Origin of the sequence: Pigmentibacter ruber, assembly GCF_009792895.1 — a bacterium.
GTDB lineage: Bacteria > Bdellovibrionota_B > Oligoflexia > Silvanigrellales > Silvanigrellaceae > Silvanigrella > Silvanigrella rubra.
Genome location: NZ_WSSC01000002.1, coordinates 80,692 through 100,007, shown reverse-complemented (window position 1 = coordinate 100,007; position 19,316 = coordinate 80,692). Strand labels below are relative to the sequence as shown.

Annotated in this window: 15 protein-coding genes; 6 read left to right on the top strand and 9 right to left on the bottom strand. The window is 28.7% G+C overall.

Annotated features, from left to right (window positions below):
• Positions 1 to 99 precede the first annotated feature (99 nt).
• On the bottom strand, positions 100 to 1,473 hold the full coding sequence (rsmB, locus tag GOY08_RS06895) for a 16S rRNA (cytosine(967)-C(5))-methyltransferase RsmB (RefSeq protein ID WP_158998161.1): 1,374 nt from the start codon (positions 1,471 to 1,473) through the stop codon (positions 100 to 102).
• Between the two features lie 41 nt (positions 1,474 to 1,514).
• Positions 1,515 to 2,819: a tetratricopeptide repeat protein gene (locus tag GOY08_RS06890; protein ID WP_158998160.1), complete on the bottom strand. Its 1,305-nt coding sequence runs from the start codon at positions 2,817 to 2,819 to the stop codon at positions 1,515 to 1,517.
• Positions 2,820 to 3,011: 192 nt separating this feature from the next.
• On the opposite strand from GOY08_RS06890, the gene GOY08_RS06885 reads away from it, so the two are divergent.
• From GOY08_RS06885 to GOY08_RS06875, 3 genes are all read left to right on the top strand, one after another.
• Positions 3,012 to 3,857 carry a 3-deoxy-manno-octulosonate cytidylyltransferase gene (locus tag GOY08_RS06885; protein ID WP_158998159.1) on the top strand — a complete coding sequence of 282 codons (846 nt, stop codon included), beginning with the start codon at positions 3,012 to 3,014 and terminating at the stop codon, positions 3,855 to 3,857.
• A gap of 109 nt (positions 3,858 to 3,966) precedes the next feature.
• Positions 3,967 to 6,975, top strand: coding sequence for a hypothetical protein (locus GOY08_RS06880; protein WP_158998158.1), 3,009 nt, complete (start codon positions 3,967 to 3,969; stop codon positions 6,973 to 6,975).
• Positions 6,976 to 7,204: 229 nt separating this feature from the next.
• Positions 7,205 to 8,800, top strand: coding sequence for a GAF domain-containing protein (locus tag GOY08_RS06875; protein ID WP_158998157.1), 1,596 nt, complete (start codon positions 7,205 to 7,207; stop codon positions 8,798 to 8,800).
• 2 nt (positions 8,801 to 8,802) lie between these two features.
• Here GOY08_RS06875 and GOY08_RS06870 read toward each other — a convergent pair whose 3' ends face one another.
• On the bottom strand, positions 8,803 to 9,402 hold the full coding sequence (locus tag GOY08_RS06870; RefSeq protein WP_158998156.1) for a biliverdin-producing heme oxygenase: 600 nt from the start codon (positions 9,400 to 9,402) through the stop codon (positions 8,803 to 8,805).
• A 398-nt stretch (positions 9,403 to 9,800) separates the two neighbouring features.
• Here GOY08_RS06870 and GOY08_RS06865 point away from each other — a divergent pair, with 398 nt between their 5' ends.
• Positions 9,801 to 11,057: a Ppx/GppA phosphatase family protein gene (locus GOY08_RS06865; RefSeq protein WP_158998155.1), complete on the top strand. Its 1,257-nt coding sequence runs from the start codon at positions 9,801 to 9,803 to the stop codon at positions 11,055 to 11,057.
• Here the strand turns inward: GOY08_RS06865 and GOY08_RS06860 are convergent.
• A complete protein-coding gene (locus GOY08_RS06860) occupies positions 11,054 to 12,538 on the bottom strand; it encodes a phospholipase D-like domain-containing protein (protein WP_158998154.1) in 1,485 nt (494 codons plus the stop codon). The genes GOY08_RS06865 and GOY08_RS06860 overlap by 4 nt on opposite strands.
• Positions 12,539 to 12,734: 196 nt before the next feature.
• Positions 12,735 to 14,603 (bottom strand): hypothetical protein, encoded by a 1,869-nt coding sequence (locus GOY08_RS06855; RefSeq protein WP_158998153.1) that lies wholly within the window; start codon positions 14,601 to 14,603, stop codon positions 12,735 to 12,737.
• A gap of 231 nt (positions 14,604 to 14,834) precedes the next feature.
• On the opposite strand from GOY08_RS06855, the gene hxpB reads away from it, so the two are divergent.
• The gene (gene hxpB, locus GOY08_RS06850; protein WP_158998152.1) at positions 14,835 to 15,494 is read left to right on the top strand and encodes a hexitol phosphatase HxpB; all 660 of its coding nucleotides are present in this window, start codon (positions 14,835 to 14,837) and stop codon (positions 15,492 to 15,494) included.
• Positions 15,495 to 15,680: 186 nt separating this feature from the next.
• Here hxpB and rpsO read toward each other — a convergent pair whose 3' ends face one another.
• Positions 15,681 to 15,950: a 30S ribosomal protein S15 gene (gene rpsO, locus GOY08_RS06845; RefSeq protein ID WP_158998151.1), complete on the bottom strand. Its 270-nt coding sequence runs from the start codon at positions 15,948 to 15,950 to the stop codon at positions 15,681 to 15,683.
• 166 nt (positions 15,951 to 16,116) lie between these two features.
• Here rpsO and ribD point away from each other — a divergent pair, with 166 nt between their 5' ends.
• The gene (gene ribD, locus GOY08_RS06840; RefSeq protein WP_158998150.1) at positions 16,117 to 17,409 is read left to right on the top strand and encodes a bifunctional diaminohydroxyphosphoribosylaminopyrimidine deaminase/5-amino-6-(5-phosphoribosylamino)uracil reductase RibD; all 1,293 of its coding nucleotides are present in this window, start codon (positions 16,117 to 16,119) and stop codon (positions 17,407 to 17,409) included.
• Here ribD and GOY08_RS06835 read toward each other — a convergent pair.
• The 3 genes from GOY08_RS06835 to GOY08_RS06825 are packed head-to-tail and all read right to left on the bottom strand — an operon-like array spanning position 17,406 to position 19,063.
• Positions 17,406 to 18,056, bottom strand: a complete 651-nt coding sequence (locus tag GOY08_RS06835) for a hypothetical protein (protein ID WP_158998149.1) — start codon at positions 18,054 to 18,056, stop codon at positions 17,406 to 17,408. The two genes, ribD and GOY08_RS06835, sit on opposite strands and share 4 nt — an antisense overlap.
• Positions 18,032 to 18,616 carry a hypothetical protein gene (locus GOY08_RS06830; protein WP_158998148.1) on the bottom strand — a complete coding sequence of 195 codons (585 nt, stop codon included), beginning with the start codon at positions 18,614 to 18,616 and terminating at the stop codon, positions 18,032 to 18,034. The genes GOY08_RS06835 and GOY08_RS06830 overlap by 25 nt, the downstream gene beginning before the upstream one ends.
• 24 nt (positions 18,617 to 18,640) lie before the next feature.
• Positions 18,641 to 19,063, bottom strand: coding sequence for an acyl-CoA thioesterase (locus tag GOY08_RS06825; RefSeq protein WP_158998147.1), 423 nt, complete (start codon positions 19,061 to 19,063; stop codon positions 18,641 to 18,643).
• Positions 19,064 to 19,316: the final 253 nt, after the last annotated feature.

Sequence of the window (19,316 nt, the reverse complement as noted above, 5' to 3'; positions counted from 1 at the left end):
GGGCTCTCCTCATTTAACATATAGCTCGTTCATATTTCGATTCTATCTAAAATTTCTTGAGTTTTGATGTGTCAAAATAAGAGGCAGAGAAAAATGGGATCATTCATTGTTTTTTTTCAGGACAACACCAAAAAAGCCATCGAGATCATCTGGATTACCAGAATAGATAAGAAGTTCATTTTCTCTGGTCACATATTTTTTATAAAAATCATGGATTCTGTCCGAAGGATTAATCTTTTCAAATTCAGGGTGTTTTTCTAAAAATTGACTAATTTGCTGAGTAGTTTCCTCTATTTCAAAGCTACATACAATATAAATGAGCTCTCCACCCACTGTGACATTTTTTGCTAGTCCATCTAGAAGTCTTGCCTGTTCCATTGCACAATTTTGAATATCACTGAGAGTTCTTAGCCATTTGATCTCAGGATGTCTGCGAATCACACCCATTGCAGAACAAGGGGCATCTAATAAAATTTTATTAAATTTTTTGCCAATACATTGCTCAACCGCATCACCATGTAAAATCTGAGCTCCTTCCAAACCAACACGTGTAAAGTTTTCACGGAGTATTTTTAATCGCTTCTGGGCAAAATCACAAACTGTTAAATTCTGAGCTTCAAGACCAGAATCCCAAAGGTAAATTGATTTTCCACCTGGAGCAGCACATGCATCAAGACACTGATCTGTTGGAGACGGTTGAACTAAACAAGTAGCTAATTGTGCCGCTTCATCTTGCACTATATAGCAACCTTTATTAAAGGCTTCACATTCGTTAAATTTAGGTAAAGTTTCAATGCGCAATGTTCCAGGAAGTGGTCGCCAAGAACTTTCTATGGATTGTGTCTTCAATAAATACGTGGCTAAATCTTTTTCTGAATTTGGCAATTCATTTCTCGTTATTTGGCGCAAACTATTTTTTGGTATGCGATTATTATTTGCCAATAAATATTCAAACCTTTCCAAAGTAAGCTGTTTATACCAACGCTCAACCATCCATTGCGGAAAAGAATGATGCATTGAATAATATTCAACAGCCTGTGTTACTTTATCGGGTTTAGGAAAATATTCAGATTTTTTTGCGACTCTTCTTAAAATTGCATTAACTAAGGAAGCTGCATTTGGCACACCAACTTGCTTTATTGCTTCAACTGTCTCAGATACTGCTGCTCTTTCTGGAACTCTATCCATATAATATATCTGATAAGTACCTATTCTTAAAGCGTTTGCTACTCTTGGATCTAAGCTTGAAAAAGATCTGTCTAACATATGTGACATAATCCAATCCATTTTTGCCAGCCAACGTAATGAACCAAAAACCATTTCATAAATAAAAGCTTTATCGAGAGATCGTAAATTAGGATGACTTGCAAACAGTTTTTCCAAAGCAACATCTGAATGGATATTACGGGTTAAAACGTGTGTTAAAGCATCAATGGCAATTGCCCTTGTCAGGGAGCCAGAGCGGGTTGACATAGTTAAAACTCCAAAAAATTTCTTTGAATTCAAATTCTTGCCTATGAATGTTCAAAGTTTGGCAATATAATTGGTTTAAGAGTTTCTTCAGTGTTGCATTGCAAACACTTCCAGGCAAATGAAGAAAAAAAAGCACCACATCTCGCACAGCTATGTGAAAGATATCCTATTTTTGCAGCTTCACTGAGTTGGACAATAGAAGCTAAATAACCTTTATTTTCTCCTAGAATTGCAAGCACATCATCCAAATACTTGCTTTTTTGAAACTCAGGTGACTTCTCTAACAGAAGAGTAGCATGAAAGATAGATGCCCAAAGGAATTTTTGCGCATTAATTTCTAATTTATCCGTCCGTAAGACAGATTTAAATTCGTTTTGCACTATTACATAACTTTGTAAAACCTCTCTCTCTTGACTCATTTTTAAAATAATTTCGGCTAAATACTTCGCCACTGCTGCGGGTGATATCTTAGATATCTTATAAATATCATTTAATGCATCTAAAACTGCCGCAAAAGCCATCCATTTCGTTTTCATATCTGCTGAAGAATTTGTCCAAAAATCTTGCGTTGTAGCCTGCCACAACAAAATCATAGCGCGTGCAGATTGTCCATCCCATCTTAGGGCTGTCCTAGCCAAATCTACGGTTTTTTCAACTTTATCTTTTTCAGGCAATTGCCCCTCAGCTATTTTACAAATAGCATGTGCTATTTGTAACCTTACTTTACTGTCAGATTGAATCTGAATTGAATTCAAAATATTTAATAATTTATCTGGCAAATGCCCTGAAGTACAAACATATAAGAGATGTTCAAACACTTGCAAATTATTTGAATTTCTCTTAAAGAGTTCATAAGCTGTATCAAAAGAACGTAGATATAATCCAAGTGAAGCGTACACTTGTGATAATTCGAAAAGAGCTCTATTTGTTTCTTGTTTGGAAACAGACTCATTCGTTAATATTTCGATATAAATATTTATAGCTTCTTTTGAATTTCCAATTTGAAAAAAATTACGTGCTAACACAAATGCTTCTGATATTTTAATAAGCCTTTTTAATTGTTTATAAATAATATGCACTTCAGAGCTTAAATATTCATCATTCGTAAGAGCTCCACTTTCCTGCAAAATCTTAAGTTTTGGATGCAAATCTGAACTGATTTTTTGCTCACTTGAGGCATACTGAGAAATTTTCCGAAAACGTCTTCTAAAAGTGCGCCATAATGAAGGAAAGAGAATACCAAAGACAATTCCAACCGAAAGCCCTGCAGCAAGAAAAAAACTTGCTTCAAAAGTATCCCACATAGGCAAGCCATCATTAACCGCTGTGGTAAATTGTCTAGCCACTTATATTCTCCTATATTGAGATTTAAAAAAGTCTAGCATATGCTTCTCTCTTTGTCGTCCCTAGTATTGACCATTATGTTAAATATTAAGGAACAGATTTTTGCAATCACCTTTTTAATAAGAAAAATTTAAAAGATTATTTTCTGAGAATTTGCTAAATAACTAAGAGATAGAATTTTATGGAGGGTCTGAATGACCGAAATGATTTCCAAACATAATAGAATTATTATAGCTATTCCTGCTCGCTTTGGTTCAACACGATTACCTGGAAAACCTCTTTTAAAAATAGGCAATTCTAGCATAATTTCGATGGTAGCACAAAAAGCAAATCAATTAGCATACAAAATAAAAAATGAATTAAATATCCAAGCAGAACTAATTATCGCAACAGACGATCAAAAAATTTATACTGAAGTAAATCAGTTAGGTCTAAAAGCAGTAATGACTGATTCAGATTTGAAAAATGGAACCGAAAGAGTTTTCGTTGCTGTTCAGCCCAGAAATGAAAATACACAATTAAACGCCGATGATTTAATTATTAATATTCAAGGTGATGAACCTTTTTTTTCTATAAATGATATATTTGAACTAACTAAACAAATGTTGATTAATGATACTACACCGATGGGGACAATGGCGTATAAAAGAAATGAATTAGATTTATTTTTCAGTAGTTCTGTAGTCAAAGTAGTTAAAGATACAAATTCCAATGCTCTTTACTTTTCAAGATCTCCCATTCCTTTCCCAAAAGATATATTGGGAGCCACAGGTCTAGATTGGTTAGATAAAATTCCGCAATTAAAAAAGAATTCAGTGCATTTCTATCACCACGTTGGGGTTTATGCATTCCGCTACTACGCACTTAAAAAATTTGCTACTGAATTAGTCACAAGTTCTTTGGAAACTTATGAAAGCCTGGAACAACTAAGAGCTATGGAAGCTGGTTGGAATATTTTAGTAACTGAATGCCTGCACCCACCGTTTGGTATTGATACTCCTGAAGATCTTAGAAAAGCACAGAATTATGAAAAAATTTAATATTATATGTTGTAAAGTTATTCATTGCTTTCTTTTATTTTTTCTTATTTCATATAGTAATTTTACTCTCTCGGTACCATTAAGTTTCTTGCAAAATAACGGAACAAACATGAAAGATACTGAGTGGCAAACATTAGAATCAAATAATTTTATAGTATATTTTCCTAAAGAGGCAAAAGAAATAGCAAGCTACTCCATTCAATCACTAGAAAAAAGTTATCCCTATTTATCTTTTTTAATGGGAACAAAACTAGACAATAATTCTCTTATAAATTTAAATAGAGATAAAAATAAAACTGTCTTCTCTAAATTTTCCAAAATACCATTTATAATAGGGAATCATTATGATGGAGCTGGTTTTGCAAATCCTGTTACATTAAATATTGAAGCTCAAATTTTACACAATAGACCTTCATCTTTTTTTCAACATGAATTAGTCCACAGATTAATGTATGAACATAACAATTTTTCTGTTGGTCCTCTTGGCAGGCTTTTTAGTTTAGCTATGATGCCCACTTGGTGGATTGAAGGATTAGCAGAGTATTTAACAAATAGTGTTGGAGAAGATAATGCTACCAACATTCTAAAAACAATGGCATTACAGAATCATTGGCCATCATGGGATAGACTTCATTCATTATACAAAGCAGATGATGATACAAATTTAAGAGGATATGTTATTTCTGGGTATTTTTTAAGATATATTTTCTCTAAAATAAAAAACAAAGACCTATTTCAAATACATCAGGAAATTTCACTCCAAACTGTAATACCACCGTTTTATAATGCTGTTGATTCATGGTTAAATGAAAATTTAGGAAAAACTAGTGAGGAATTGTATGGTAATTTTAAAAATGAACAAGAAGATTACTGGAAAAACAAAACAGCAAATTACCCAAAACTAGTTGAACTTATTAATTTAAAAAACAAAATTCCCCAAAAAAATATTTTTCCTCTAATCAACATTGATAATAAAACTTATTTTTCAAAACTAGTTGCGAAAAAATCCCCTTACAATAGTGCATTATTTTCACAAGAGAATGAAAATGAGAAAAGAATTTCTGTTGAATTTTTTGGTTCTAGTATTTTTGCAGTGAATAGCTCTAAATCTTTTGAATTAGTTACTTCAACACTTGATTTTTATTCTAATGGAAAAAATGGACACAATATTCTAGTCATTAATAGCAATGAACCAATCGAAAAAATCCAAAAGAACAATTTTACTTCAAAAGAGATTCCTTTTTCATCAGAAAAAAATCCATTTTATATTGATTCAATAAATTCTATCCAAGATAAAAAATATATAATATCTTCTATAAGTAATGGAAACACTGCGCTTAATATACTTAATACAGAAAATATGAAAATTGATTTAATAGAAAAATTCAATTTTCCAAAAAATTTAAAAGTTTTATATAGTCAAAATAGTTCAGAATGTTTTTATTATATTTTAGATTCAGACGAAAACCTAACTTCTTTAAAAAAACAATGTATCAGTAATAATATTATATCACCTGCAATTGAAATAATCCCTGAGAAAAAATTTAATATAAAAGAAGCCTATGTTCGAAATGAAAAATCAATAATTCTAAAAGTTGCTTGGGATGAAGTTAATGCTATTCTTGATTTTAACCCTCTCAATAAAACTTATTCTTTTTTATTTGCATTCCCTGATTGGATTGAAAATATATCACCGGCAGCAAATGATCCTCAAAATAATATGACATTTTGGCTATATTATAAGGGAGAATATTTTTTAATAAATACAAATTTAAATAATGCGAAAGAAAATTACTTTCTTTTAAATAAAAAATTTGAAAATTCAGAAAAAGAAAATTTATTTTATAAGGAATATGTTCCACCATATAAGAAAATTTTTGCTAATAATATAAAATTATTTTCTGCAGAAGATATCAAAAATATTTCACTTGCCGAAAATAATGAAAAACAACTAGAATTCCAAGAAAAAGAAAAATATGCTTATTATGATTCAAGATTTTTATTTGCATATCCATATGGACTACCAGACTTTTTAGGCGGACCTAGTATTGGTTTATTTTCCATTCCTCTAATGGACCAAATTGAAAGATATAGAATTATATTATTTGGTGGATATAATTTTTATTTAAATGCACCTTCAGGCTCTATTGCTTATGTGAATAATAGAATTTTTGATAGCTTTTCTATCAGTCTTTATGCAAATCCATATTTTAATGGGTATTATGATTCTATTCAAAATAACAATACTAAAATAAGATACTATAATTATCTACAGCAAAGTGGTGTATCCTTTAATGCAGGATGGAAATATCTGTTTTTAAATTCAGTTTTTTCGAGTCAAATTTCATTTTACAATTTACAACCCTACGGAAATTTAACCACAGCTCCAACGCGTGTTGGTGCACAATATGCTAATATATTAAGTTTATCAGGTATGTTTAATTTTGATCTCATCAACACAGCTTTTTATCTTGCAAATAATGAAACAGTTAATGGAGAATGGTTAAAATACACTATGCAACCAGCAATTGGAGGTACAAAGTATTATGGTTTAGGTAACTCAGAAGATTCTAGAAAAAATAATAATGGAAATCTTGATTATTATAATTTAAATGTTTCCTTAATAAATAAATTAAGTTTCTTTAAAACAATGCTTTCTATATCAGGAAAGTTATCCACAACACAGGGTAGTAATACTCTAAATATTAAAGAAATTTATTCACCATATCAATCTTACATTCTTGGTAGTACAACATCACTTAATTTTATTAGTTATCCGATAATAGGAAACGGATCACTTTTCGAATTACAAGCAGGAAATTGGAGTTATGCAGGAACAATTGCGTACGATTTTCCTTTATATCCATCTTTTGAAAAAAAGTTTCTCTTTTCTTACTTAAATAATTGGCGTGGAATAACCTCACTTACCAGAGGCGGTGTGAGTTCAAATGAAGTACTCTCTAACTTTTCTGGAATAACAAGTGCAAGCATTGGTAGTTCAATTGATGTTGATATCAAAGGTTTTCAACTTTTTCCTTCCATTTATTACAGTTGGGTTGTTGGCCATGAAGAAAATTGGTATGTTCTTTTTCAATTAAAATTTATGGATTTTTTATAATTTTTTTATTATATGAAATTTTACTTAAAAAATATCATTTGTCATGTTTGAATAAGCAATCAAATAAATCCTTTTCCAAACTATTGAGAAAATTGCAAATAAGATGTAATATCACTTTCGATTCAATATGCTCCGTTCTTTAAAACATTTGTTACTTCGTAATGCATAAACTAACTATTGAAAAGTTAATTTTTCAACAATAGATAAGTTTAAAATAAAGAGAGATAAAATGTTGAGTAAAGTTAATTCTATATACCAATCCTGTGAAAAACAAAATGTTCATATTTGTAGTTCAATTCAAGAAAGTGGGATACTACTGGGTATACAAACTAACAATATGCAAGTAGCAATACAATCAAATAATTTTAACAATATTTTTAATTACGATATTATTTACCAACCTATTAATATTCTATTTTCGCCTGATTCAATGTTAAAATTTATAGATATATGTGAACAGTTAACAAAAAAAAAACTAGACAGTAGAGTTTTAACCGTATTAGAAATAATATGTAATAAAAAAATTTATGAATTATCATGTTTCATTTATAAAACATGTAGTTATATAATTTTAGAATTTCAAAGTAATATAAATCTTAGTAAAGTTTACTACGATAAGAAATATTTTGAACAAGTATATCTATATATTAAAGAAGCTGAAATCAATGAAGATGAAATGATAAAATATATTTGTAAATTTATAAAAAATATAACTTGTTTTGATAGAGTTTACTATTGCGAATTTCAGGAAGATGAAACTGGTTTTATTAGATGCTGTTTAAATAATTCAAATTTAAATTCACTTTTAAATCATCACTTTCCAGCATCAGATTTACCCAATTCTGTTAAAAATTTATATAAAAAAAATAGATATAGATTGATATCGGATATACAAAATAATAATATTGAAATATTTGGTTTAAACAAACCATTAGATTTAACCCAATCATTTTATCGAAAAATTGGGAGTACTCATATAAAATATCTGCATAATATGCAGGTTAGATCTTCCGCTTCATTTTCAGTAGTTGTAAATAATAAGCTCTTTGCTTTATTTGGTTGCCATTCAGTTCTCCCCAATTATACTGAAAAAGTAGTTTTAGCAAAAATTCATATTCTGATAGAACTTTTTTCAAAAAGACTAGAAGATAATTTAAATCAAAAATTTAAAATGAATATCTATAAAAAAAATATTTATATTCAAAAGTTTATTTCAATTTATCAAGATCAAAACAAAAACTTAAATAACATACCCAAAGAAAATTTTGATTTACTAAAAAACACTTTTCAAGCTAATCATATATTCTTTCGCAGTAATAAAAAATGGGGTAATGATCATGAAATTCCAACTGAATTTAAAAATTTAATACTATCTTTTCTGAAGAATTATAAGGATAAAGAAAATATAATTTTAATAAACAGCCTTGCTAGTATCAATGAAGAATTTCGAAAATTTGCAAAAGATTTAGCAGCAGGAATGTTACTTTTAAAATTTGATAAAAATTTTTCAAATTTGATTATTTTTCTTCGCCCAGAAAGCCTCCAACAAATAAGATGGTGTGGTAATCCTAATGATCTAGATCTGCAAACAGATGGTTTACTTAATCCAAGAAATTCCTTTCAAACTTGGTATGAATCAGTAGAATATAGTTGTAAAGCATGGGATAATATAGACTTAAAATTAGCACAAAATTTGTACTATGAATTTCTTCCAAAGTTTTACTTGTATGAAAAAAATATCAAAAAATATCTTTCTATGAATACGTTAAAATTCCTTCGTAAGAAAAACTACATTAATAATATATTATCATTTTTAAAAAAATAGAATTATGTAGCTTTAAATTCATTCGCAAAACAATCAAATGTACTTTTTGCAGTCTCTAAAATTTCTAATTTAGAGTGATTACTTATTGCTTCATAGCTATCTAAAAGTTTTAAAAAATTTTTCCATTTAATAAAATTATCTTTTCCATAGCCATATAAGTAATGTAAATTTTCTTTAAATTCTTCTCCAAAAAGTGAAAGTAATTTAGAATATAACATTGTAGCTCCTAATACAGATCCTTCTAAAACATACAAAGCACCTATCATTTGAAATTTTGTTTCAATTTTAGGCAAAAAATTTGTGGATTTTATCTGGGAAAAATCTACATTTAAATTTTTTAAGTCAGAGAGTATCAATTCTGTTTTAAAACTTGGTTCAAAACTAATTTCAATTTCAGTCTTAAATTTTTTATCATAAATTTGTTCTATAGGAAAAACTATTTTGAAGAAGACAATTAAAAATTTTATGTAATCCATTTTTGATACATTATCTTTGCTAAGGTAATTTAATTTTTCAACAATATCATGATTATTTTTTGTTTGTTCCCTCAGTAACTGTCTAATATTCATTTCTTTTAGACTATTTCTAAGATTATTCTCCATAAATTTTTACTCCTTCTTTATTTATCACATTCAGTAATTAATTTACATTAATAAAAAACTAAATAAAGATTTTTTTATATTTTATATATTTAATAAATATATAAAATACAATATTGCTAAAAGACTATTTAAACACAATTTTAAAGTTTTATTTATCTAAATATTTAAAATTAATACAATCTATAATTATCGCTTTAATTCTGAATTGTTTTATTAAGTAAAACTATTTTATTTTAAAATAGCCAATATTTATTAATATTTTTAGAAGATAATTGACTTATAATTCTAATATAATATAACAAAATCTACATTTAAAGTTATTGGTATTCTTTAGAAAAAAGAATACCTATATTAATAGCTAAAATAACAATTATTGATCTAATTTATTGGAGAACTTTGTGAAATTTAAAAATCAATTATTATTATTGATGCCTGTTTTATTATTCTTTTTAGTAACAGCATTTTACTTTCTAAAAAAAAATATAAAACACAATAATTACAATAACTTATGCAAAATAGAAAATAGAGGCGCATTTGATATTGGTTCTGGAGCTACAAAAATTCAAATTGCAAAAGTAAAAATATGCAATGATGAACAAGTAAAAATTGAACAAGTATATTTCAAAAAAAATATTGCTGTTAAATATTCACAAGATCTTGCTGAGGGAAATCAAAACATTTTCTCGCAAAAAATCATTCAAGAAGGAATTAATGCCTTGCATGAATTGAAATCAGAAGGTTTGGAGCATCTAAAAAGTAAATGCGGTGAAAATTGTCAAGTCGATGTCTGGCGCGGCATAACTACAGAAGCTTTTAGAAAGGCCTTGAATTGGCGTGAAGCGCAAAAGAGTTTAGCCTCAACTACTTCGGGATTGCTTTTAAAACGATTAAATCAATCGGAAGAGGCCTTATATGGGTTTTATCCTATTACAAAGCTAAAAGATTTCAATAAAAATCAACACGTTGTATGGGATATGGGAGGAGGATCAACTCAAATTACAGCTTTTCATTCTTCTTTTATTGAAAAAAATTTTAGTAATCAAGGAGCTGAAAGTATAGAAACAGATTTAGGATCTAGTTCTTTTAGCCACTTTCTGAAAAAAATACTTCTTGTTACTGAAAAAAAGAAATTAGAGTCACTAAACCCAATTAATAACTATAATTTTTTGGAAAAATACGCATTAAAATATGTACAAAATAAAATAGATTTTTCATTTCAAAGTAAGCCAAAAAAAACGGAAACTTTTTCTGAACTATATAGTAATAAAGATTATGTTGCAGTTGGTGGTCTACTGTCAATCTCTCTTCCTGAGGCTATGACGTTAATTGAACCAAAGTTTAAAAAATATGATTATGCTAGCATTCAAAAAATATCAGAAGTACCTTCTATAAATAAGGAAGATTTACAAAAAATATATCAAAAATTAAAGAAAATGAGTGATTCTGAACTTGAAGATTTTTCTGATAAAATGGGGATGAATAAAAACTATTCAAAAGTTTTGAGTTCAAATTTGTTACTTGTGTTGAATTATATGGATAGTTCATTAAAAATTAATAAAATAACTCCTATTTCAATTGATGGCACTGACTCTATATTACTGAGTAAAGATATCTATAATAAAACCTACTGGGAACAAGATTCAGTTATAAATTAATTACTGCTATATGAAGAATATGCTCTGGCATAGGAAGGATCCCAATATTCTTTTCTTATTTTTGATACTAGTAATTCAGAATGAATAAATATACCAAATTCTGCGTGATTATTGTAATATAAATTCTCCGAACCTATATAAGCCATCCTATTATCTGCCATTATTAACTTAACATGATTTCTTGCACTACCATATTTGTAGTCATTGAAATTAAACCATCTTGCAATTCTTAAAATACTTAAGCGTTCTAGAGCACCAGTAGGATCAATACTAAAAGTGTCAATAGTGTTTTTTATAATACATTTTATTGTTGCTTTATCGCTTGATGAACTTTCTGTATATCCTAATAGAGTTCCATGTGCTGAAAATGACGATAGTAAAATATTCACTTTCACACCTCTTGAAAGAGCCTTTCCTATTACAGCACAGGTTGAATTTTGGATCTCAGTGCTATTTGGAGTTATATTTCTAATACTCTGTTGTGATATATTTATTTCATATTGAGCATTATCCATCATACTCATCAAAGCATTTGTAGAAAATTCAGCATCATTATAGTCTCTTGCACTCATCATTTTTCCTGCACTTAAAATATATTCTTTGTGATAATTCTGGAGGATTACTGGTATATTAAAAATATTTAAATTTGGATTTGATTGCTCAAACCAACGATTTGAAACAGTACATTCTGATTTTTCAGTATTTGTACAGGCTATACTATTTAAACTAAATTCATCTCCTAATTTACTTTCTAATGCTATTTTACTCAAATATACTCTTCCTAATTCTGCAATATAAGGAAGATTTAATTCTATTGTCAAATCATTAACTGGATCTTCAAGATCATCATAATCATTATCTGGAAAATTTGTTCCACCAGTAAATAGCTGATCTCTATCTATTGCAATAATTTTTGAATGATTAAATGCTACTGGATTTCTATAATTTATAACACTTAAATCTAAATAAGGTGAAATCCCTTCAGGCAATAAGTAATCAATTACTTTTTCTGTTGCATTTTTAGTTGGCAGTGGAGATGCTTTATACATACTAAACATTATTCTTACTCTTATAAATTTTTGTTGCTGAAAAGATTTTTGATTTAAATAAGATATAGCTCTTTTTAAAGCCTCTTCCATTGAATTCCCAGGTGTAAACCACAAAGTAGAAATATGTACTACGTCTTCAGCTCTTGCTACCGAATATTCAACATAATCTACAAATTGTTTTGTTGGATATTCTTTGGTTATTGGTGTTCTCCATAAGTTAATTGAATAATCATTGATATTGTGACTCCAGTTATTTAAAGGTATAAGGCCTACTAATCCTCCCCAATTAGGCTGATTTTCTTGATATTTTAAGTATAAGCTTTTCATAAAATTATAAGATAGATAAAGATCTGAATTGTTATTTTGTGCATTTGCATAATATTTTATAAAACACAAACAAATTAAGATCATCATTTTTAATTTAAAAAGCATAATATTTCCTTATATATTAATTATTTACTTATTATATTTGATTATTGTTTTAGACCGAAAGATACGATATAATACAATAGTTATAAAAAAAAAGAAAGAAAAAAAAGTAAATATATTTTAACATATTTTCTTTCTCTAAAAGAAAAACCCTAGTTCTCATCCTAAGAACTAAGGCTTTTCTTAACTTTTGAATTAACTATTTGTTAAATACTGCTAATGTAAATCCATGTAATTTAGAGCCAGCTCCCATAGGAGGTGTATCTTTTAATACTTCATTACATTCACTAAGTAATCCAGTTGCAGAGTTAATACTACAAGCTGATATTTTACCACTCCAGCGGCTTAATACATACAATTTATCATTGAAGTATTTCACTGAATAAGGGCTTTTAATTCCAGATTCTGCATCTTTACAATCACTAAGATCACCAGCTGCAGAAATTATACAACGTGTTAAAAAGCTTCCTTCATTTGGTATGTAAATATAGGAAAATGTTCCTTTAGTTGAAGTTGTTGTAATGATATCAATTAGAGTAGGAGAGTTTCCATCTTTAAATGAACCTGATGAATTACATTTAGTAATAGCTCCAGTAGCTGCATCAAAGTCACAAATAAAAGCTTTGTGTGCACCATCACCTGATGTAATGTATGCTTTTTTATCTTTGAATTCTATTGAGTCTGGGTGGTTAATGTCTAGTGCTTTAACACATTTTTCAATATTACCAGCGGCTTCATTAAACACACATCTACCAATTTTGTTATCAAAGTAACTTGTAAAATATAAGTATTTATTTACAATTTTTATATCATGGATATCTGAAAATGAATTTATCGGTATTAAACTACAGTTAGATAAAGTATTATCTGTACCAATTATACATTTAGTAACTGAAGCACCATTTTTATTACCAACATATAAATTACTTCCATTTACTATAGAAGCAGTTGGCCCATTAAATGCGGATCCTGTTTCTTTACAGTTTTTTAATGAATTATTTGATAGATCTATTGTACATGCATAAACTTTATTAGGAGTATTTGCTGATAAATAAGCCGTTGCTGCAGCTATCGTTGGGGCATTTGTATAAACGTAATAAGCAGTTCCTTCTTGGAAATTAGCAAAAGTATTTTTATCAGTAAAACGTTTACAATCTTCTAAGTTAGAATTATTTGCATTTACTGCACAAATAGTAATTTCACCAGAAGAAATACTAGTTACATAAGCAAATCCATTAATAATATTTATTGAACGTGGAGAGTAATAATTGTCGGCACCAGTAGCAGAACAATTTTCAAATGTACCATCAGCTTTGATACCGCATTTATAAACCTTACTATCTCCTTCTGCTGCAACATAAGCTAATCCATTATAAATAGCTATACCGTTTGGTTTAACAAATGTGAAGTTTGTTGATGAACAAACACCAATAGATTCATCACTATTAATAACACATTTTTCAACAATATTTTTCTCATAATTAGTCAAATAAAAGTATTTATTTGCTAAAATAATACCAATTGATTTTACGCTAGTTGGACTAAAATTACATCCACTTAATGTACCAGTTTTGCTATTAATAGCACACTTAGTTACACCACCATTGTAATTTGTAACATAAATATAACCATTTCTATTTGTAATAGCTGCTATATTATTGAATACAACTCCATCTGGTGTTTCTTTACAATTACTAAAGACACCAGTTGTTTTTTCAATTTGACACATAGTAATAGTACCTGAAGTACTCCACTTTTTGTTGTTGGTTACATATGCATAGTCACCATTAATTGTAATACCAATAGGGTCTGAGAAACTACCCCCAGTCGCTATACAATCCTTTAATAAACCTTTTTCCTGAATTATAGTACATTTTGAGACTGTACTTTTATCTCTATTCACCACATAAAAGTAGTAAGTTTTCTCAACTACTAATGGTTTTTGCTGTTGAGGAGAAACAGTAATATCTCCACTTGAGGAGCCACCTCCTCCCCCTCCACCGCCACCTCTACTACAGGCAACAGCCAAAAGGGAAACTAAAATAGCGGTTCGCAATTTTGTAAACATAACTTCTCTCCTTTGCTGAAAAGAGTATTTGCAAACAACCATTTCTTTATCGGGTTCTTTCCTATTCAATTTAATTATTGCGAATAATTAACACAATATTCATAGCTTTCATAGACTTAAGTTTAGAAATTTTGATACTAGTTTATTTATTCAGACTTAAAATGGATTTCTGAGGATTGACTAGTATTTGCTTATACTATAAATTTTTAAATTTGTTTAAAAGGTTGAATTATGCTCGAAATAAGGAATAAACATTCAATAATATTTGATATGGACGGAGTAATTCTAGATTCTGAACCATTATGGCTTGAAGCTGAGTTACAAGTATTTAAATCATATGGTCTTCTATTAACCCCTAAAGATTGTGAACTTACTAAGGGTCTTCGTCTCGTTAATATTATCGATTTTTGGTACAATAAATATAATTGGAATAATGTTTCTAAAGAAGAAATAGTCAAAAAACTTGAAGCTAAAGTAATAGAATTAATTACTGAAAAGGCAATTGTAAAAGAGGGGCTGTTTGAATTATTAAATAAATTAAAAGAAAAAAATATAACATTAGCTATATGCTCATCCTCTCCTTTATCTTTAATTGAAGCAGTATGTAACAAATTTAATTTATTTTCCTTTTTTGAAATACTTCAATCTGCTGAAAATTGTGAATTTGGTAAACCACACCCCGAGCCTTATATCTCAACTATGTTAAGATTGAAAACAACTTATGAAAAATGTTACGTTATTGAAGATACTGTAACAGGCGCTATATCAGCTAAAGCTGCGCGTATGAAAGTAATTGCTATACCAGAAGGTGACAACTATTTTTCATCTAAATATGACTTCTGTGACTATAAGTTTAGGACTCTTTCAGATATTATTCCATTTATCAGTTAGTCAATATTTAAATCATTCTAAAAAATTTATATTTCCAAATTAGAATACCATACTGCTCAAGCTTTTTTTAGCATTCCTTGCCGAGAACTTGCAAGAACAATAGTTTCAGTATCAAAAAAATAGAATGAGGGAATAAAAAAAACCCTCTTTTGGTTAAAAAAGAGGGTTTTTTTATTGCTTCAAAAATTAACGACGGATATTTAATTCGCCAATAATTTTTTGATAACTGGCAACATTTTTGCGCTTTAAATAGTCTAATAAGCTACGACGTTGACTAACTAAAGATAATAAACCACGACGGCCAGCAAAATCTTTTGAATGGGCACGAAAATGGTCTGTTAATTGGTTAATACGAGCTGTAAGCAAAGCAATTTGTACTTCTGGAGAACCTGTATCAGATTCGTGTGTACGATATTTAGATATAATTTCTGCACGTTGTTCAGTAGTAATTTGCATGGTAATTCCTTTCTTTAAGGGATATATCCCCTAGGTAAAGTATTGATACAGGAAAACAACAAGTAATAGCCCCATGCTTGTGTGCTAAAAACCGATTGTTCCTAAAGAAGCCTTATAAGCTTCGCCGCTTTTACTACCATTTCATTTATAGGAAGGCAATCTAAAAATGACTTTTCGCTTAAAAGCAGGATTTTCATTTGGCGGCTGGATTGAGGAAATAGTCAATCCAGATAAGGGAAATGATTTGATTCCTGAAGGGATAGCCACCTTTAGTGATGAGTACTACTTATTCAAAGCCTTCTTAAGTGGTATGAAAAATAGCTGCATAGCAAACCCTAACCCCTCCGTTGGATGTATAATAGTTAAAAACAACAAAATAATATCTTATGGTTGCACTGAGAAATGGGGTGATCGACATGCAGAAAGAGTTGCTTTTGAACAACTTCCTGCCGATTTGCTAGAAGATTCAACTATTTATGTAACTTTAGAACCTTGCTCACATGTTGGAAAACAACCTCCCTGCGTCAATCTTTTCCAAAATAAAAAAATTAAAAAAGTAGTTATTGGTTGCAAAGACCCTAATCCTTTAGTCAGTGGAGAGGGAATTAAGATTTTAACAGGCCAAGGTCTTGCCCACCCAAATTTTACCTTTGCAAATGAAATAAAAGCTTTTAATTACCCATTTTTTATTCAGCAGGAGAAAAAAAGGCCCTTCTTTGCTCTAAAATGGGCTCAGACACTTGATGGATGCTTGGCTGATGATTTGAATGGTTGGAAATGGATCTCTGGTGAAATGTCCCGAAAATATACGCATTGGCTGCGCCAGAAATATGATGCCATATTAGTTGGAGCTGGCACTGTATTAAATGATTATCCCTCACTTGATATAAGAGATCTTGATATTCAATTCAAACGAAATCCTATTAAAATGATTTATGACCCAGGTGGTAAAATACTTAGTTGCTCCATAGAGCAACAACAAAAATTAAAAGATAAAACTTTAAAAAGTAAACAAAAAATTATCCTTTTTATTTGTGAAAATATTCTTTCTAAATTTGCAAATAAAACAAATAATGACTGGTTAAAATTTATTTTTGATAATGAAAAAATTATTATTTCCCAAATTCAAACAACTATGCCTGTAACAGAAAGCATCCAAAGCTCAATTGAAAAAATTAATTTTATTCAAGAGTTTGGCAGACCATTTCAAAGTGTTTTAGTCGAAGGAGGCCCTCGCTTACTTAGTGCTTTTATTGAAGAAAATAACTTTGATTTAATTCACTTATTTATCGCCCCATTTTTTCTAGGTGGAGAAAAAAATAAACTATTCTCTAAGATAACAAAATCCTTGATTAAAAATGAAACAAAAGAAATAAACAAAGAAAAACGTTACTATATTGCTAATAAAGCATTTTTAAATAATGATATTTTACTTGAAATAATGCAAAATAATAATTAAAAATAAGATTGCCCAGTATTTAATAATCTATAATATTTTGCTGGCCTGTGAAAAATAATTGGTGCAATTTGATTTGCTATAACAACTCTATTTAATAATTTATTCCCCTCAATTCTAACTTTATTATTAGAAACTTTAGAGCAAATTCGCACATATATTCCTTCGTTTAATTTAATTGCGCAAACTACTTTATTTAAATTATCAATTTGTGAAAGTTTTCTCCAGATAAATCCAACATAATCACCATAGTTATAATAAGGGCTATTCATATCATCTTCTATAGTAATAATTTCAGAATCTTTATATCTAGATTTGAATAGCAAAATATCTGTACATGCTTTAGACTCTTGATCATCAAATTCATAAAATATTTTAGAACAAATTTCTTCACTTATATAAAAATCACCGACACCATTAAAAAACCAAGCTTCTGGTACATCAATACCCTCAGCTAAAAAAGCTTCATATATTCTTTTTCCTGTTACTTTCGACTTGATAATAGGACTTTCTTCATATTTTTTAATGGAGTTTGAAAGAATGTTATATTTTTGGGAAAAATATTTTTTTGTTTTATTTAATATTCCAACTCGAATAGAATAAGCTCTTAAACCAGCTGACTGTGTTAATAACCTTTTAATATCGGACATTTTTCATTTCCTCTGTTATTAGCAATATCAATTAGATAGTTTTTTACTACATCAAGAAGAGCAAACTCAAATGCTCGGAACCATTGCCCCTGTTTATTCGCAGGATCAAAGTCAACATCAAAAATAAAATCTTTTTTTTCTAAACCGTAAACACAAACAAAGCAATATTTTTTATTTATTTGAATAGTCCTATACATTCCATTGTGAACATAAAAATACTTGCTTCTTTCTTCATTCAGAACAACTCCAACACGGATATTACTATTAATCATTTTAACTTGACTTAGTTCAATTTCTTTGAAATGGAAAGTTTGTTTTCTAGTGTATTTAAATTGATTAATAAAAGGATCTATCGCATAGATATTCAAAAATTGATAATGCTTCGTTAAACCTGACATATCTATATCTAAATTAATACATTCAGTTGTTTGTAAATTAATTACATTAGCATCAATATAATTAAAAAATTTATCAGCTTTATACATTTGTAAAACATTATTGATGTCATTTTTTAAAATTTCATTTCTAAGGCTTGTATATACTCTACTTGTCCTGTCCATTGTAACCTCGAAAAACTTAAAATCTTATTTTGTAAGAACGGACAAAATGGAAGGGGGTAGATGATCCAGCCGCCTTTTGGAATTATTGTAGCAAACCAAAGTAGTTAAGCATAGTGCTATTAAAGAATTATCTCGCATAACTGAATATTTTAAATCAAAACTAAATTTACTTATTTCTCCAACGTAAACTTTAATATCTAAATTTTCGTGCAAATAACCTTGATTTATATAATCAATAGTTAATGATTTAATCATAAAAGTATATAAATTTTCATGATTAACTTCTGCAATATTATTTTTACAGAAGTATGTTAGTCTTGCATCATGAATTAGCGATATTAAATTATCATGCCCAAGATGATTACCATAATTTAAGTCACTAGCTCTTATTTTTGTATTGTATTGAAATTTCTCAACTTCAGTTTCTAATATTTTTATTTTATTCATAAATACATCTTTCAATTTTGTTTCATTACCAAAAAATAAAATGGTCTATACCTATAATACAAAATAGTGAATCACACCATTGGCAGCCAATCTAAAAAATATGTAGCCAAAGGGTATCTTATAATTTCTTAAGTATATGTAAATATAGATCTTTTTTGTTGTAAATTTTTTTAAATTATTGTAATTACAGAACTATTTTTTCTAATACAATACTCATTGAGAGAGTGAATGAAAAGGAATAGCTTGGTTTCAA

Bases quoted from the DNA above. Each gene is read 5' to 3' on its own strand.
- rsmB (WP_158998161.1), bottom strand. From the start codon at position 1,473: ATGTCAACCCGCTCTGGCTCCCTGACAAGGGCAATTGCCATTGATGCT.
- GOY08_RS06885 (WP_158998159.1), top strand. From the start codon at position 3,012: ATGACCGAAATGATTTCCAAACATAATAGAATTATTATAGCTATTCCT.
- GOY08_RS06880 (WP_158998158.1), top strand. From the start codon at position 3,967: ATGAAAGATACTGAGTGGCAAACATTAGAATCAAATAATTTTATAGTA.
- GOY08_RS06875 (WP_158998157.1), top strand. From the start codon at position 7,205: ATGTTGAGTAAAGTTAATTCTATATACCAATCCTGTGAAAAACAAAAT.
- GOY08_RS06870 (WP_158998156.1), bottom strand. From the start codon at position 9,402: ATGGAGAATAATCTTAGAAATAGTCTAAAAGAAATGAATATTAGACAG.
- GOY08_RS06860 (WP_158998154.1), bottom strand. From the start codon at position 12,538: ATGCTTTTTAAATTAAAAATGATGATCTTAATTTGTTTGTGTTTTATA.
- GOY08_RS06855 (WP_158998153.1), bottom strand. From the start codon at position 14,603: ATGTTTACAAAATTGCGAACCGCTATTTTAGTTTCCCTTTTGGCTGTT.
- hxpB (WP_158998152.1), top strand. From the start codon at position 14,835: ATGCTCGAAATAAGGAATAAACATTCAATAATATTTGATATGGACGGA.
- rpsO (WP_158998151.1), bottom strand. From the start codon at position 15,950: ATGCAAATTACTACTGAACAACGTGCAGAAATTATATCTAAATATCGT.
- ribD (WP_158998150.1), top strand. From the start codon at position 16,117: ATGACTTTTCGCTTAAAAGCAGGATTTTCATTTGGCGGCTGGATTGAG.
- GOY08_RS06835 (WP_158998149.1), bottom strand. From the start codon at position 18,056: ATGTCCGATATTAAAAGGTTATTAACACAGTCAGCTGGTTTAAGAGCT.
- GOY08_RS06830 (WP_158998148.1), bottom strand. From the start codon at position 18,616: ATGGACAGGACAAGTAGAGTATATACAAGCCTTAGAAATGAAATTTTA.
- GOY08_RS06825 (WP_158998147.1), bottom strand. From the start codon at position 19,063: ATGAATAAAATAAAAATATTAGAAACTGAAGTTGAGAAATTTCAATAC.